Origin of the sequence: Bradyrhizobium algeriense (assembly GCF_003062295.1) — a bacterium.
Lineage (GTDB): Bacteria > Pseudomonadota > Alphaproteobacteria > Rhizobiales > Xanthobacteraceae > Bradyrhizobium > Bradyrhizobium algeriense.
In genome coordinates this window covers 63,591-77,618 of sequence record NZ_PYCN01000017.1, presented here as the reverse complement: position 1 = coordinate 77,618, position 14,028 = coordinate 63,591, and the positions used below count along the sequence as shown (strand labels likewise).

Below are 14,028 nucleotides of genomic sequence, written 5' to 3'. Positions count from 1 at the left end.
GCATTGTGAATGAATGCGCGTCGACATATCCCTGCTGCCGGCCCTTGCCGCCACCTTCATGCTGGTGTTCGCCCGCGTGGGCGCCATGGTGATGCTGATGCCGGGATTTGGCGAGAGCAACATCCCGGTGCGCATCAAGCTTGGGATAGCGCTTCTGCTGACGCTGATCATCCTGCCGCTGCACCGCGCCGCCTACCAGGTCGACCTGACCTCGATGAACTCGCTGGGCGTGCTGATGGTGCACGAGATCGTCATCGGCATCGTGCTCGGCGCCACCGCGCGCGTCACGCTGTCGGCGCTCTCGGTCGCGGGTTCGGTGATCGCCCAGCAACTCGGTTTAGGCTTTGTCACCTCCGTCGATCCGACCCAAGGGCAACAGGGCCTGCTGATCGGCAACTTCCTGACCCTCCTAGGCGTGACGCTGCTGTTTGCCACCGACAGCCACCATCTCGTGATCGCGGCGCTGAACGAGAGCTACCGGATTTTCTCGCCGGGCGAATTGCTGCCGAGCGGCGACGTCGCGGCGCTCGCCACGCGTGCGTTTGCCACGGCCTTCAAGATCGGCATGCAGCTTTCGGCGCCATTTCTGGTGTTCGGCCTCGTCTTCAATATCGGCCTTGGCGTGCTGGCGCGGCTGATGCCGGCGATGCAGGTCTATTTCGTCGGCGTGCCGCTGTCGATCATGATTGGCTTCCTGATCCTCGCCCTCGTCCTCACCGGAATGATGGCGACCTATCTCAACTACTTCATCGGCGTGATGCACGAGCTGACGCCGCTGAAATAGAGCATGATCCCCGCGCAAACGCGTTCCGCGTTTGCGCGAAGGTCATGCTCAACAAAATGCTAGGACGCCGCGATGGCCGACGATACCGACGACAAGACAGAAGACCCTACGCAAAAACGTCTCGATGATGCGCTTGCCAAGGGGGACGTCGTCAAGAGCCAGGAGGTCAACACCTGGTTCATCATCGCGGGCGCCACGCTGATATTGTCGACCTTTTCGGGATCGATCGGCGGCGGCATTCTGACGCCGCTGCGCAGCCTGATCGCCAACGCGGGTCAGCTTCGTGCCGACGGCGCGGCATTGCTCGCGCTCGGCAACACGCTGGCCTATGCCGTGCTCGGCGCCATCGGCGTGCCGCTGTTGATGCTCATGCTCGCCGCGATCGCCGGCAACATGATCCAGCACCGGCTGGTATGGTCGTCGGAATCGCTGACACCGAAATTCAGCAAGGTATCTCCCGGTGCCGGACTGAAACGCATCTTCGGCAAGCAGGCGGTGGCGAATTTCGCCAAGGGTCTGTTCAAGCTGATCGCGCTCGGCGCCGTCATGATGGCGGTGCTGTGGCCCGAGCGCCATCGTCTGGAGTCGTTCCTGCGGTTCGATCCTTCGGCGATCCTCGGCGTCACTACCAATCTGACATTGCAATTGATGGGCGCGGTGGTGGCGATGCTGGCGGCGGTCGCGATCGCCGACTACTTCTTCCAGTACCGGCAGTGGTACGACCGGCAGAAGATGTCGCTGCAGGAGATCAAGGACGAATACAAGCAGTCCGAAGGCGACCCCCACATCAAGGGCCGGATCCGGCAGTTGCGGGTGCAGCAGATGAAGAAGCGCATGATGGCCGCCGTTCCCAAGGCCAGCGTGATCATCACCAACCCGACCCACTATTCGGTGGCGCTGTCCTACGATCGCGGCATGTCGGCGCCGGTCTGCGTCGCCAAGGGCGCCGACAACATCGCGCTCAAGATCAGGGAGGTCGCGAAGAAACACGACATTCCGATCGTGGAGAATGTGCCGCTGGCGCGGGCGCTTTATGCCACCGTCGATATCGACGAGGAGATTCCGGTCGAGCACTATCAGGCGGTCGCCGAGATCATCGGCTACGTCATGGGCCTGAAGAACGGGCTTGCCGCCCGGAGAATGTGAGAGGAACCGCTGGAAAACGCCTTGAAATGCCTTCAATCTGCCAAATAGCTGCCTGATGGGCTTGCGCTTGCGGGGCCGATTCAGGCACTCAGGAGAGGTGCGCCAGCCGAACGCGGGGTTACCTGCGGCCGGCCATCCTGACCGGCGCGTGACTCCTTGCCGAAGGGCAACGCCGCTTCCTATGACCGTCGAAACTGACAGCCATCCGTCGACCGGGCCCCTTGCGGCCCACGAACCGGCGCGGCGGGGCGGTAGCATCGTGCTGGTGCTGCTGGTGGCTGCCGGCATCGTGGCGGTGGCGGTGGCGCTCATGACCATCGGTCGCGCCCAGGCCCAGCCCTATATCCTCGGCGTGCTGGCGCTGCTCGCCATGGTCGGCCTGTTCAATCTGTTCGCCTTTGCCGCCGGGATCATCCGCTTCACCGACCGCGCTGCCGACGACCCCGTGATGGGCCGCATCGCCGATCACGCCCATGACGGTTTGGCTGTGACTGACCCGAAGGGCCATGTCGTCTATTCGAACGCCGCCTATCTGGCGCTGACGGGCGCCGCGAGCCCGCAGGACGTGCGCCCCATCGAACGCGTCTTCATCGGCAACCCGGACGTCTCCGAAGCCGTGTTCCGCCTGCTCAAGGCCGCCCGCGAAGGCAAGCGGCAGCAGGAGGAGGTCCGCATCGCCGGCTCTGACGGTGCGCAGGGACGCTGGCTGCGGATGCGGGTTCGTCCGCTCGGTCAGAGCAAGCGCGAAGCAAAATACGCGGTGTGGTCGATCGCCGACATCACGCGGGACCGCGAGCGCCAGGAAGATGTGTTCCGGGAGCTGCAGCACGCGATCGAATATCTCGACCACGCGCCATGCGGATTCTTCTCGGTCAGTCCGGCCGCTGACGTCATCTATGTCAACGCCACGCTGGCGAACTGGCTCGATTACGATCTCGCCGAGATCGGGTCGGGTGGGCTGAAGCTCACCGATATCGTCTCCGGCGATGGCGCTGCGCTATTGACTTCGATCGTGGCGGTGCCCGGCGAGGTCAAGACCGAGGTGTTCGACATCGACCTGCGCATGCGCGGCGGCAGGACCATGCCGGTGCGGCTCTACCACAAGCTGGCTTTCGGCGCCGACGGCTCGCCGGGTTCCTCGCGCACGCTCGTGATCAGCCGCACGCGCGACGAGCATTCCGACCCCGAACGCGCCGCCGAAGTCCGCTTCATGCGGTTCTTCGACCATACGCCGATGGCGATTGCGACGGTGGACCGCGGCGGCGCTGTCGTCCGTGCCAACGCCCGCTTCGCCAAGCTGGCGCAGAACCTCAGCCCAGACGGCGCAGCGAACAAGTCGATCTTCCGCACCGTGAACGCGCGCGACCGCGGCCTTCTGATTGCGGCGATCAACCAGGCGGCGGAAGGGCAGGGCGACATTGCCCCCGTCGAGGCCATGCTCGACGGCGCCAAGGAGCGCTGGGGGCAGTTCTTCGTCACCGCGGTCGAGGAGGACGAGCGCGACACCGAAGCCGCCATCGTCTATCTGCTGGAGACTACCGAGCGGCGCACGCTGGAAAACCAGATCAATCAGTCGCAGAAGATGGACATGGTCGGCCAGCTCGCCGGCGGCATCGCGCACGACTTCAACAACGTGCTGTCTGCCATCATGATGGCCAACGACTTCCTGCTGAACGCGCACAAGCCGACCGATCCGTCGTTCCAGGACATCATGCAGATCAAGCAGAACGCGACCCGCGCCGCGACGCTGGTGCGGCAACTGCTCGCATTCTCGCGCCGCCAGACGCTGCGGCCGCAGGTGCTCGACCTCGGCGACGCCTTGTCCGACCTCACCATGCTGCTGCGGCGGCTGATCGGGGAGAAGGTCAAGCTCGACCTCGTGCATGGCCGCGACCTCTGGCCGGTCAAGGTCGACGTCTCGCAGTTCGAGCAGGTGGTCGTCAATCTCGCGGTCAATGCGCGTGATGCCATGCCCGATGGCGGCAAGCTGACGGTGCGGACCGCCAATGTGACGGTGGATGAAGCAGCCCAGCTCACCCACAAGGGCATGCCGGCCGCCGACTACGTGCGGATCGAAATTTCCGATACCGGCACCGGAATTCCGGCCGACATCGTCGACAAGATTTTCGAACCGTTCTTCTCGACCAAGGAGGTCGGCAAGGGCACCGGGCTTGGTCTCTCGACGGTGTACGGCATCGTCAAGCAGACCGGCGGCTTTGTTTACGTCGATTCCACGCCGGGCGAGGGCACCACGTTCCGCATCTTCCTGCCGCGCCATCGTGCCGAACTGGAGACCCAGCCCGAAGCGCAGGCCACGAACGGGACGGCAAAGGAAGCCGGAACCGAGCCGCCGAAGCCGCGGCCCGACCTGACCGGGCAGGGCACCATCCTGCTGGTGGAAGACGAGGATGGCCTGCGCTCCCTGAATGCGCGCGGCCTTCGTTCGCGCGGCTACAGCGTAATCGAAGCCGCCAACGGCATCGAGGCGATGGAAGCGCTGGACGAAAAGGACGGCGCGGTCGATCTTGTCGTCTCCGACGTCGTGATGCCGGAAATGGACGGCCCGACGCTGTTGCGCGAGATGCGCAAGCGCAATCCTAGCCTCAAGATCATCTTCGTCTCAGGTTATGCTGAAGAAGCTTTCGACAAGAGCCTGCCGGAAAACGAGCAATTCGCCTTCCTGCCGAAGCCGTTCGCGCTGAGCGCTCTGGTCGAGAAGGTGAAGGAGACGATGACGGCTTCTTGAGATCCGCCTGTCAAATCCGCCCGTATGAAATGCTTCAGCACGCCGGAGGAACCGCCATTCGACGGCGAGTTCTCTCGGCTGCGCATCCTGCGCGAGCTGACATTGCCGGCCCTAAACCATTGATTAATGCTGGTTCACAGCTAAATCGTCACATCCCCGCGACCGAGGGCCGCAGCCATGCGTCCCTATGGCGGCTTCACTTTTGGGTGGTCCTGCCCATCTTAGGGGCACTTCTCCAATGTCGGGGAATGAGGAAAAAGACATGAATTTCACGCTGACTGCGCGCGGAATTATACGGACCATCGCGATCGTGATGTCGGTGGCGGTTCCGTTGGCGATCTCGATTTCGGCGGCTGACGCCCGCGTTGGCGGTGGCGGCAGCTCCGGTTCGCGGGGATCGAAGACCTATTCGGCGCCCCCGAGCACCACCACCGCGCCGGGCACGGCGCAGCCCATGAACCGTACCTTCACCCAGCCGGGTACTCCTGGCGTGGGCGCACCGGCGGCTGCCGGCGCGGCCGCCAAGGGCGGCTTCTTCAACCGGCCCGGAATGATGGGGGGCATGCTTGGCGGTCTCGCCATGGGCTTCCTTGGCGCAGGCCTGTTCGGCATGCTGACCGGCGGCGGCCTGTTCTCCGGCCTCGGCGGCCTGTCCTCGATCATCGGCCTGCTGCTGCAGATCGCCCTGATCGTTATCGTGGTGCGGCTGGCGATGTCGTGGTGGCAGCGCCGCCATACGCCGGCCTCCGCCTACGCGACGGGACCTGCTCCTGCCGCTGAAGGCCCCGGCGCCCAGAGCAGCTTCCGCTCTGGCCTCGGCGGCTTTGGGTTGGGATCGAGCCAGCCGCAGCTGGAAATCCAGCCGGCCGACTATGAAGCGTTCGAGCGTCTGCTCGGCGAGGTCCAGGCCGCGTGGTCGAACGAGGATGTCGCCAAACTGCATACGCTGGCGACGCCCGAGATGGTGTCCTACTTCTCCAAGGATCTCGAGGAGAACAAGGCCCGCAACGACGTCAACAAGGTGACCGACGTCAAGCTGCTGCAGGGCGACCTCGCCGAAGCCTGGCGCGAAGGCGAAACCGATTTCGCCAGCGTGGCGATGCGGTTCTCGCTGGTCGACAAGACCCTGGAGCGCACCACCGGCCGCCTGGTCTCGGGCAGCGAAACGCCGATCGAAGCCACCGAAGTGTGGACCTTCGCCCGTCGACGCGGCGCCGATTGGGAACTCTCGGCGATCCAGCAGACCAGCTGATCGCCACAATGTAACGAGGAAGGCGCTGCGGTTCGTTCCGCGGCGCCTTTTTCTTTGCCGGAATTCCCGCTTCATTTCGCTCCGGAATAACGGTCGCCGTGATGTGTTGATGGCAACGAACCAAAAATAACAGGGAGAAACCAGATGAAGAGCTTCGCCAGAATCATCTCGACGGCATGCTTTGCACTTGCCGCCCTATCGGCCCTCGCCAGCGCGCCCGCGCAGGCGCAATCGGCCGATACCAGTTTCTTCCTGACCAGCAACGGCATCGGTAACGGCGGCAATCTCGGCGGGCTCGCCGGCGCCGACAATCACTGCCAGACATTGGCGCAGGCGGCTGGAGCGGGCGGCAAGACCTGGCGCGCCTATCTCTCGACGCAAGCCGCCGACGGTCAGCCTGCCGTCAATGCGCGTGAGCGCATCGGCAAGGGGCCGTGGAAGAATGCCAAGGGCGCGATGGTCGCCAAGGACGTCGCCGAGTTGCACGGCGCCAACGGCCTCACCAAGCAGAGCGCGCTCAGTGAGAAGGGCGAGGTCATCAACGGCCGCGGCGATACGCCCAATCGTCACGACGTGCTGACGGGATCGCAGGCGGACGGGTCGGCGTTTGCGGCTGGCGAGGATCGCACCTGCAAGAACTGGACGAGCTCGACGCAAGGCGCGGCGATGGTCGGCCATTCCGACCGCATGGGCATGCGCGACGACGACGCCTCGAAGTCCTGGAACTCCTCGCACCCCTCGCGCGGTCCGGATGGTGGTTGCTCGCAGGCCGACCTCAAGAGCACCGGCGGTGACGGACTGTTCTATTGCTTCGCGGCGAACTGAGCTCACGCCGTAGCCCGGGTGGAGCGCAGCGCAACCCGGGGTCACTCCCGCAAGGAGAATCCCGGGTTGCGCTGCGCTCCACCCGGGCTACGAATCCCTGCAAGCCGCGCCTTGCGTTAAAGGCCGCCGCTAGGCGGCCTTTTTCTTTGCGCGCTTCTTTGTCGTTTTACCGGGAGTTTTTCTGGCGCTCTTCTTCGCCTTCTTCGCAGCCTTGCGCTTGGCGAGATGGGCGCCGACTGCCTTCGACGAATGCCCGACGGCGGCGACGGCGGCCTTCAATCTGGCGGGGGTGACCTTGAACTTCTTCGACCAGTAGCTGACTTCGTAGGGCTGGCTCACCGCGATCCGTGCCCGGTCGGAGGCCTTGTGCTTCTGCAGCTTGATATAGGCATCCACGTCCTTGGCGGAGTGCCCCACTTTCTTGACGGCAGCTTTCAGCCTGGCCGGCGTGATCTTGAATTTCTTCGACCAGTAAGCGACCTCGTAAGGCTCGCTCAACGCGATCAGCCCGCGATCGGCCCCGCCGCGCTTCTTCGTGTTGTCCGCCATCCGCATTCTCCTGTCGTGTTGAGAAAATCGACGCTTCAAACGCGAGGCAACCTATCACGCCCGCTCGCATTCGGACAGATTCGGAGCTGTGGAGATCTGGGCGCCGCGTTCATGCCGCGACGGTCGCGCGGACGCCGCGTTTGGCGTGACGAACGAACCGCAAGATGATTTGTTATGTCGGTCAAACCGGCAGCGGAGGTATCATCGATGCGTTATGAGCTCTATTACTGGCCGAGCATTCAGGGCCGTGGCGAATACGTCCGCCTCGCGCTGGAAGAGGCGGGCGCCCGCTACGCCGACGTCGCGCGCCGCGGCAACGGCATGGCCGCCATGATGCGAATGATGGAAGCGCGGAAGGGAGCGCCGCCCTTCGCACCCCCGTTCCTCAAAGACGGCAAGCTCGTGATCGGGCAGACCGCCAATATCCTGCTCTATCTGGGATCACGGCACGGCTTGGCGCCGAAGTCGGAGGCCGGCAAACTCTGGGTGCATCAGTTGCAGCTCACGATCGCCGATCTGGTGCTGGAAGTTCACGACACCCACCACCCGCTCGGCCCCTCGCTTTACTACGAAGAGCAGAAAGCGCCGGCGAAGAAACGCACCGACGAGTTCTGGAAGGCGCGCGTGCCGAAATATCTGGGTTACTTCGAGGACCTGCTGGCGGCCAATGGCGGCACCTACATCACCGGCCGCCGCCTGACTTACGTCGACCTCTCGCTGTTCCAGATCGTGGAAGGTCTTCGCTACGCCTTTCCGAAACGAATGAAGAAGTTCGAGAAGGAAATTCCCGGCCTGGTCGAACTGCACGACCGCGTCGCTGCGCGCCCGAACATCAAGACCTATCTGGCGAGCGACCGGAGGATTGCGTTCAACGAGGACGGGATCTTTCGGAGGTACAAGGTGCTGGATGGGTAGTTCGTCATTCCGGGTTCGCGCTTTGCGCGCCCCCGGAATGACGGCGTTGCCGTCACATGCTCCGTCCATCCACCGGCGTCATATTCAGCTTCGACAGTTCGATGCCGTCGATGCAGCTCACATTCAGCGCCACCACATCGCTGCCATCGGGCTTCTTGCCGCGCGCGAAGACGTCGACGCCGCAATCGACGCAGAGCTGGTGGTGGATCGCGTGCGTGTTGAAGAGATATTCCTTCAAATTCTCCTCGCCGGCGCGGAGCTGAAAACTCTTCGGGTCGAGGAAGGTGAAATGCAGCCCCTTCTTGGTGCAGATCGAACAGTTGCAGGCAGTGACCATCGCGAGATCCGTGGTGCATTCGAAACGTACCTGGCCGCAATGGCAGCCGCCGGTATAGGTTTTGCTATCGGGCATTCCGCTTCGCCATCCCCTTTTTCACCAAAGTCCGGGCACCAGACGATAGCGCACGCGTGCGGCGTAGTCAGCATAATCAGGCAATCCCTCGACCAGCGCGCGCTCCTCGATGCGGGCGCGAATGGCGAACAGGACGGCGAACACTGGCGCAATCGCCACGCCCCACCATGATCCCAGCAGCAGCGGTATTCCAAGGAAGTACAGCATGACGCCGCTATACATGGGATGACGGACGAAGGCGTAGGGCCCGCTCGAGATCACGCGTTGGTGGCGCGCGGCCTGCACCTTGACGACCGGTGCGGCGAACGAATTCTCGCGGAACACCCACATGATGAAGGCGATCGAGAGCAGATACATCGCAAGCCCGAGCGCCTGCAGCAGCAGCGGAACGTCGGAGGCGTTCGCGCGCCGGTCGAGGCCGATCGCAACAAGCCATAGCAACAGCGCCAGGAAGAAGATCAGCATGAATATCTTGTCGGCGGCAGGCTGGTTGGCCTGAAATGTCGGCCGCATGCGCTCGGCGAGCAGCGCCGGATCGGTCCTGGCTAGCCACAATCCGCAGGCGGGACCAAGGATCGCGCTGACGATCAGCATTACCCACGCCGCCGGCCAGTCCAGCGAACCCGCCGCGGCGAACAATAGCGCGCCCATGGCAATGACGACGATGGTGTTTTGCAACAGAAGCTTTGCGATCACGTTCGGGTTCCATTCGCCCGTGACAGCATGATCGCGCGATTTTCCGGCAAACTTGCGGCGTTGGTTTCGTCCTGGCCGGAACGCGAACCGTTACGCCAACTGGTCGACCCGCGTTCCCTGACCTGGCGGCAGGGGAGCGATCTGCGTCGGCTTCGGCGTGCGGGTGCCGTCGGCGGCAGCGCCGTTCTGCACGTCGGGGGTCTTGTCGGGAGCCTTGAACACGGGGACTTCAGGCGGTTTGACCACCACCGTTGCGGGGACAGCAGAGACATTCATCGGAGGCGTCCTTTTGGTTGCCTCCGACACTGGCCGGCTTGAAGCGAACGATTGGTGAATTCCGCGCGGCAATTTCGCGCCGACGCCGTCAATCCCGGCCGATGGTGAACGGGCGACTCGCGAAATCGTTAGAATGCGACGGATCGGGAGCGGCTACTCGTCCTTGCCGCGGGTCACCACGATCGAAGCCTCGGTCTTGGTGCGCGTGCATTCCATGTTGAGCCGGCGGAAGCGCATGGAGACCTTGTCGCCGCGCAGGATGCCCATGCGCTTGATGCAGCGCGAGGAGCCGGTCGCAACGTCGGGCTTCGGAATCGTGAAAATGATGGCGCCGGCCGAGGCGATCAGTTCGAAGAATTGCGGCTTCGGCTTGCGGTCCGCCTTGGCGTAGAGCTCGTTGGAATAGTTGCGGCCGCGGCAGCCGAGCGACAGCTCCTTCGCCGCCGGATGCGTCAGATAGATCATGTTGCCGGTATTGACGCTGATCTTGAGGCCGTCGATCTGGTTCTTCAATTCCTTGGCGATATCGTCGCAGCGGTCGGCCTGCGCCGGCGATGCGCCGACCACAGCAACCAGCGCCAGCGTGGCGGCAAGCAAGGTTGGTCGGTGAAATTGTAGTCCTAAAGCCATGGTGAATGCCCCTTTGCGCCATTGAACCCCGCGCGCGGATTTCCTGCAAGGGCCGCGCGCGGAAGTCAACTTGCTTGTCAGAAACCGTAGAGGATGATGCCGATCCCAAAGGCGATCACGGCGAACACGCTGTACAGCGTGGGAATACTGACCAGCACGGTGGCAAGCCCGAGCCGCTGGCCGCGTGCGGCAAGTGCGATGGCGCAGCCGGCCATTAACGGGAACGCGATGATCCGGACCGGCGTCTCGAAGGCGGAGACTCCACGGAAATCGAACCCGTGCCGCGCCACCGAGGGCATGAAGTTCAGCCACGCCATGAGCACGAGCGCTCCAAGCGTGATGATCGCATAACGCAGCCGGCCGACGGTGGCGAACGCCAGCGCCGCCAGCGCCAGCGACGGGTGGCTTGCGATATACGCCTTGATGATCGCGCCGCCGACACCGGGGCCGGGAATTTTCGACATGTCGTCGAACAGGATCGGCGCATGCGACAGCCCGTCGAAGGCTTCGATGGCGGCAATGATGATCAGAAGCAGATAAAGCCCGAGTAGCCGCGGGGCACGGATCGGGACAGGGGCTGCATCAGGCACTGTCGTGGCGGAGCTCATTTCAATCGCAATCGGTTTCAGGGACCATTGGAAATCTCCGGTTTGTCTGAAGAGCGCCCGGAACGGTTCAATGGCGATCTGAGGCCGCATCCAAAAATTGTACGAAGTGAAGTCATTCCGCGAAGATTGTCAGCGAGGGGTTACAGCTATCCTGAACCGTGCTATGGTGGCGCCATGACGAAAGAGCAGGTGAAAGCTGTCCTGGATCGCGTGTTGACTTGGCCGAGCGAGCGTCAAGAGGACGCTGCCAAGGTCTTGATGCTAATGGAATCGCAGAACGAAAGCGTCTACCGGCTGACCGATGAACAGGTCGAGGAAGTCCGGCGTCGGCGCGCCGATCCGAACGCCCGGAAATTGACGTTGGAAGAGTTCAACGAGCGGCTTCGCCGGCGTCTCGGTGAATGAAGATTGTCGTTCACGAGTCAGCCGCCCGCGATCTCGACGGGATATTCGACTGGATTTCAAAGATAGCCCGAGCGCAGCCGCCGAACTGGTTCGGCGCATCCAGCTTCGCATCAATCGGCTCGCTGTCGCCGGCCTTTCGCATATGGGGAGGCCGGGTCTGGTCGATGGAACGCGCGAATTGTTGGAAACGCCCTATATTATAGTCTACTCGGTGGATGAGGCCGCCGGCGCGATTGAGGTGATTGCCATTGTGCATGGCGCGCGGGATCGGCAGGCCTGATGGGCGATGCGGAAACCGCTGGTCTGGAAGCTCCGCAAAACCTTCCCTTTATCCAAAAAGTGCTTAGAACGGCTCTATCGCCGGCCCGAAGTCCCCCCGGGACGTCTCCGGCCTTTCGAACAGACGAGCCAGCCATGAACGCCCCGACTGCCTTTCCCGACCAGAAGCCCGTTCCGCCCTACAAGCATACGCCGCTGTTTCCGCTGGGACCGGACACCACCCCCTACAAGAAGGTCACGGCCGAGGGCGTGCGGGTCGAGAAGGTGCTCGGCAAGGACATGCTCGTTGTGTCGCGCGAGGCGCTGCGGGCGCTCTCGGAAGCTGCCTTCGGCGATATCAATCATTACCTGCGGCCCGGGCATCTGAAGCAGTTGCGCTCGATCCTGGAAGACAAGGAAGCCAGCGACAACGACAAGTTCGTTGCGTTCGATTTCCTGAAGAACGCCAACATCGCAGCCGGCGGCGTGCTGCCGATGTGCCAGGATACCGGCACCGCGATCATCATGGGCAAGAAGGGCTGCAACGTCATCACCGACGGCGACGATGAGGCCGCGCTCTCGGAAGGCGCGCGCGACGCTTACTTGCGCCGTAACCTGCGCTACTCGCAGGTGGCGCCCTTGTCGATGTATGAGGAAAAGAACACCGCCAACAACATGCCGGCGCAGTGCGAGATCTACGCCGAGGGAGATGACGCCTACAAGTTCATGTTCATGGCCAAGGGCGGCGGCTCCGCCAACAAGAGTTTTCTGTTCCAGGCGACTCCATCCGTTCTGACCAAGGATCGCCTGCTGGCGTTCCTGAAAGAGAAGGTGCTCACGCTCGGCACCGCGGCGTGCCCGCCGTATCACCTTGCGATCGTGATCGGGGGCACTTCCGCCGAGCTCTGCATGAAGACCGTAAAACTTGCATCCGCGCGTTATCTCGACGCGCTGCCCACCCAAGGCTCGGCAGATGGCAACGCGTTCCGCGATCTGGAGATGGAGCAAGAGATTCTGAAGATGACGCAGTCGCTCGGCGTCGGCGCGCAGTTCGGCGGCAAGTATTTCTGCCACGACGTGCGCGTGATCCGGATGCCTCGCCATGGCGCGTCGCTGCCGATCGGGCTCGGCGTGTCCTGCTCGGCGGATCGCCAGGTGCTCGGCAAAATTACAAAAGACGGCGTCTATCTTGAGGAGCTCGAGCACAATCCGGCGCAATATCTGCCGGCCGTCGAACAGTCGCTCGGCGGCGAGGTCGTCAAGATCGATCTCAACAAACCGATGAAGGAGATTCTGGCGACGCTGTCGCAATATCCGATCAAGACGCGCGTATCGATGACTGGCACTATGATCGTGGCCCGCGATTCCGCGCACGCCAAACTGCGCGAGCGGCTGGAGAAGGGCGAGCCGCTGCCGGATTACTTCAAGAACCATCCGGTGTATTACGCCGGTCCCGCCAAGACGCCCGACGGCTACGCCTCCGGCGCGTTCGGTCCGACCACCGCAGGTCGGATGGATTCCTTCGTCGACCAGTTCCAGGCGGCTGGCGGATCGATGGTGATGGTCGCCAAGGGCAACCGCGCGGTCGCGGTGCGCGAGGCCTGCAAGAAGCACGGCGGCTTCTATCTCGGCTCGATCGGAGGTGCTGCGGCAAACCTCGCCGAGCACTGCATCAAGAAGGTCGAGGTCGTCGAATATCCCGAACTCGGCATGGAAGCGATCTGGCGCATCGAGGTCGAGGATTTCCCGGCCTTCATCATCATCGACGACAAGGGCAACGACTTCTTCAAGGAATTGAATCTGGGGTGAGGGCGCTGGGCCTCGACGGGTTCAGCAAGGGGTGGGTCGCCGTATGCCTCGATGGCGACCGGCAAACAATCTCCTTCCACGCTGATATTGTGGACGCGCTGGCGCGCCCGTTCGACCGTGCCGGCATCGATATCCCGGTCGGCATGACCGATGACGGCGAGCGTGATTGTGACCGACTCGCGCGTGAAAGACTCCGCCCGCATACGTCGCGCGTCTTCACGGGCGCGCGGCGCTGGCTTTGGCAGGAGTTCGATGATCCGGACGAGGCCAACAAGGACGCGCTAGGCCGCGGCCAGAAACGTGTGTCGCGGCAGCTCTGGCATCTCGGCCCGAAGATTTCGGAGGTCGACGCCTTCGTTCGCGCGCATCCCGCACGCGATATCCGCGAGGTCCATCCTGAACTTGTCTTCCTGCGGATGAACGGCTGCGAGCCGCTTCCGCCGAAGAAGTCGGAGGAGGGCGATGCGCTCCGCCGCAGGCTGCTCAAGCGCTTTGGCTTTCGCGAGATCGACGAGTGGCTGAGCGAGGCACGCATCGGCACCGGCGCCAAGCGCGACGATGTGCTGGACGCCTGCGCGGTTGCGATTGCAGCACGGGAGCCGCAGGGCTGCGTTCCGGAGGGGACGCCGCCATTGGACGTGCACGGCCTACCGATGCAGATCTGGTTCTAGGGATATTTCCGCAGGTAGTAAAAATTACGCCTCAAAATGAGTTGCG

At 63.2% G+C, this 14,028-nt stretch carries 16 protein-coding genes; 10 read left to right on the top strand and 6 right to left on the bottom strand.

Annotated features, from left to right (window positions below; translation table 11 throughout):
- Positions 1-13 precede the first annotated feature (13 nt).
- From fliR to C7G61_RS27205, 5 genes are all read left to right on the top strand, one after another.
- The gene (gene fliR / locus C7G61_RS27225; protein WP_108519764.1) at positions 14-784 is read left to right on the top strand and encodes a flagellar biosynthetic protein FliR; all 771 of its coding nucleotides are present in this window, start codon (positions 14-16) and stop codon (positions 782-784) included.
- Positions 785-856: 72 nt separating this feature from the next.
- Positions 857-1,930: a flagellar biosynthesis protein FlhB gene (gene flhB / locus C7G61_RS27220; RefSeq protein ID WP_108519763.1), complete on the top strand. Its 1,074-nt coding sequence runs from the start codon at positions 857-859 to the stop codon at positions 1,928-1,930.
- A 181-nt stretch (positions 1,931-2,111) separates the two neighbouring features.
- Complete coding sequence (cckA, locus tag C7G61_RS27215; RefSeq protein WP_108519762.1) at positions 2,112-4,676, top strand: cell cycle histidine kinase CckA; 2,565 nt, start codon at positions 2,112-2,114, stop codon at positions 4,674-4,676.
- A 238-nt stretch (positions 4,677-4,914) separates the two neighbouring features.
- Positions 4,915-5,928, top strand: coding sequence for a Tim44 domain-containing protein (locus C7G61_RS27210; protein ID WP_108519761.1), 1,014 nt, complete (start codon positions 4,915-4,917; stop codon positions 5,926-5,928).
- 144 nt (positions 5,929-6,072) lie between these two features.
- Positions 6,073-6,753: a lectin gene (locus C7G61_RS27205; protein WP_108519760.1), complete on the top strand. Its 681-nt coding sequence runs from the start codon at positions 6,073-6,075 to the stop codon at positions 6,751-6,753.
- Between the two features lie 129 nt (positions 6,754-6,882).
- On the opposite strand, the gene C7G61_RS27200 is transcribed toward C7G61_RS27205, so the two are convergent.
- Positions 6,883-7,302 (bottom strand): DUF3606 domain-containing protein, encoded by a 420-nt coding sequence (locus C7G61_RS27200; protein ID WP_108519759.1) that lies wholly within the window; start codon positions 7,300-7,302, stop codon positions 6,883-6,885.
- Positions 7,303-7,509: 207 nt separating this feature from the next.
- Here C7G61_RS27200 and C7G61_RS27195 point away from each other — a divergent pair, with 207 nt between their 5' ends.
- Positions 7,510-8,217, top strand: coding sequence for a glutathione S-transferase (locus tag C7G61_RS27195; protein WP_108519846.1), 708 nt, complete (start codon positions 7,510-7,512; stop codon positions 8,215-8,217).
- Between the two features lie 52 nt (positions 8,218-8,269).
- On the opposite strand, the gene C7G61_RS27190 is transcribed toward C7G61_RS27195, so the two are convergent.
- The 5 genes from C7G61_RS27190 to C7G61_RS27170 form a co-directional block, all read right to left on the bottom strand.
- On the bottom strand, positions 8,270-8,629 hold the full coding sequence (locus C7G61_RS27190) for a GFA family protein (RefSeq protein ID WP_108519758.1): 360 nt from the start codon (positions 8,627-8,629) through the stop codon (positions 8,270-8,272).
- Between the two features lie 21 nt (positions 8,630-8,650).
- Positions 8,651-9,325, bottom strand: a complete 675-nt coding sequence (locus tag C7G61_RS27185) for a methyltransferase family protein (protein ID WP_108519757.1) — start codon at positions 9,323-9,325, stop codon at positions 8,651-8,653.
- Between the two features lie 90 nt (positions 9,326-9,415).
- A complete protein-coding gene (locus C7G61_RS27180; protein WP_108519756.1) occupies positions 9,416-9,601 on the bottom strand; it encodes a hypothetical protein in 186 nt (61 codons plus the stop codon).
- Positions 9,602-9,754: 153 nt separating this feature from the next.
- The gene (locus C7G61_RS27175) at positions 9,755-10,231 is read right to left on the bottom strand and encodes a hypothetical protein (protein ID WP_108519755.1); all 477 of its coding nucleotides are present in this window, start codon (positions 10,229-10,231) and stop codon (positions 9,755-9,757) included.
- A gap of 77 nt (positions 10,232-10,308) precedes the next feature.
- On the bottom strand, positions 10,309-10,839 hold the full coding sequence (locus C7G61_RS27170) for a hypothetical protein (RefSeq protein WP_108519845.1): 531 nt from the start codon (positions 10,837-10,839) through the stop codon (positions 10,309-10,311).
- A gap of 42 nt (positions 10,840-10,881) precedes the next feature.
- Between C7G61_RS27170 and C7G61_RS46170 the strand changes: the two genes are divergently transcribed.
- The 4 genes from C7G61_RS46170 (at position 10,882) to C7G61_RS27150 (ending at position 13,982) form a co-directional block, all read left to right on the top strand.
- Positions 10,882-11,244, top strand: a complete 363-nt coding sequence (locus tag C7G61_RS46170; RefSeq protein ID WP_244608485.1) for a hypothetical protein — start codon at positions 10,882-10,884, stop codon at positions 11,242-11,244.
- Positions 11,237-11,524: a type II toxin-antitoxin system RelE/ParE family toxin gene (locus C7G61_RS47525; protein WP_108519753.1), complete on the top strand. Its 288-nt coding sequence runs from the start codon at positions 11,237-11,239 to the stop codon at positions 11,522-11,524. The genes C7G61_RS46170 and C7G61_RS47525 overlap by 8 nt, the downstream gene beginning before the upstream one ends.
- Positions 11,525-11,658: 134 nt before the next feature.
- Entirely contained in the window at positions 11,659-13,311 is a 1,653-nt protein-coding gene (locus tag C7G61_RS27155; RefSeq protein WP_108519752.1) for a fumarate hydratase, read from the top strand.
- Positions 13,308-13,982 (top strand): DUF429 domain-containing protein, encoded by a 675-nt coding sequence (locus tag C7G61_RS27150; RefSeq protein ID WP_108519751.1) that lies wholly within the window; start codon positions 13,308-13,310, stop codon positions 13,980-13,982. The genes C7G61_RS27155 and C7G61_RS27150 overlap by 4 nt, the downstream gene beginning before the upstream one ends.
- The last annotated feature ends 46 nt before the right edge of the window (positions 13,983-14,028 follow it).